The 1,679-nt window shown below is 73.2% G+C and carries 2 protein-coding genes; both read left to right on the plus strand.

Features of this window, described 5'->3' with window-relative positions; genetic code table 11:
* Positions 1–987 (plus strand): NAD(P)-binding domain-containing protein (locus tag G6018_RS13460; protein ID WP_182639878.1); only part of this gene is annotated, 987 nt, incomplete at its 5' end.
* The coding region (locus G6018_RS13465) for an MSMEG_0568 family radical SAM protein (protein ID WP_182639879.1) at positions 984–1,679 on the plus strand (696 nt) is incomplete at its 3' end. The genes G6018_RS13460 and G6018_RS13465, both read left to right, overlap by 4 nt.

A 1,679-nucleotide genomic window follows, 5' to 3' on the forward strand; every position in this document is an offset into this window, starting at 1 on the left:
CCGCCGCTCGCCGAGCACACGGCCGCCACCCGGCTGCGCCGGACCGGCACCGGCTTCGAGGTGACCCTCGCCGGCCCGGTCGGCGAGCGGACGGTCACCGCGGACGAGGTGGTGGTGGCCACCGGCGGCTACCCGGTCCCCGTGATCCCGCCCTACGCCTCGTTCCTCGACCCCGCCGTGACGCAGCTGCACTCCGAGCAGTACCGCAACCCCGACCAGCTGGCCGAGGGCGCGGTCCTGGTGGTGGGATCAGGCCAGTCCGGAGCTCAGATCGCCGAGGACCTGCACCTCGCCGGTCGCCGGGTCCACCTGGCGGTGGGCAACGCCCCGCGCGTCGCCCGGTTCTACCGGGGCCGGGACTGCATGACCTGGCTCGCGGACATGGGGCTGTACGACACCCCGGCACAGCAGTACCCCGGCGGTAAGGCCGCGCAGGAGAAGACCAACCACTACGTCACCGGCCGCGACGGCGGGCGGGACGTGGACCTGCGGCGATTCGCCGCCGAGGGCATGCGGCTGTACGGGACACTGACCGCCGGAGAGGGCACGGAACTGCGGTTCGACCCCTCACTCACCGAGGCGTTGGACTCCGCAGACCGGGTGTACAACTCGATCTGCGCCGACATCGACCGGCACATCGACGCACACGGGATCGACGCCCCGCCGCCGTCGAGGTACCAGCCGGTGTGGGCGCCCGAGTCCGACCCGACGTCCCTCGACCTCGCCGCGGAGGGCGTCACCACGATCATCTGGGCGATCGGTTACCGGCCCGACTACCGCTGGATCGAGGCGAGCGCGTTCGACGGCGCCGGCCACCCCATGCAGACCCGCGGCGTGACGGAGGTACCCGGCCTGTCCTTCATCGGCCTGCCCTGGATGCACACCTGGGGTTCGGGCCGCTTCCTCGGCATCGACCGCGACGCGGCGCACCTGGCCGAGGGCATCATCGCCCGCCGTCACGCCACCCGAGAGGAACGGGCATCATGACCACCTCCACCACCGGAGCGTCCACCTCGACCCGGGTCGACCTGGCCCTGCTCGGCATCCGGGGCACCCCTCCGCTGCACCGCAGCGGGGGCGCGGGCCCCAGCGACGACGGACACCTCGTCGTCTCCGGGCGCGACGCGGCGATCCCCCGCAACCCCGACAGCCCCTTCGTCTTCGACGGCGACCGGGTCCTGCGTGACGGCGTCGACACCGGTCTGGAGATCTCCGCGATCGGCCGTCCCCGCTTCTACGACCGCACGACCTCCGACGGGGTCCCCTACGAGAAGATCGCGCGCCTCCACGGCCGCGACGTCCTGGCCACGACCGTGGTGCAGACCTGCATCCGCTACCGCCGCGAGGAGCGCTGCCGGTTCTGCTCGATCGAGGAGTCGCTGCGCGCGGGTACGACGGTGCCGGTCAAGCTGCCCGAGCAGCTGGCCGAGGTCGCCCGCGCCGCCGTGGACCTCGACGGGGTCACCCAGATGGTCATGACCACCGGGACGTCGGCGGGACGCGACCGCGGGGCCGCGCATCTGGCCCGCTGCGTCCGCGCCGTCAGAGCGGCGGTCCCGGGGCTGCCGATCCAGGTCCAGTGTGAACCGCCCGCCGACCTGGCGGTCCTCACCGACCTGCGTGAGGCCGGTGCCGACGCGATCGGCATCCACGTCGAGTCGCTCGACGACGACGCCCGG

The sequence above is a fragment of the Dietzia sp. DQ11-44 genome (genome assembly GCF_014145205.1).
Lineage (GTDB): Bacteria > Actinomycetota > Actinomycetes > Mycobacteriales > Mycobacteriaceae > Dietzia > Dietzia natronolimnaea.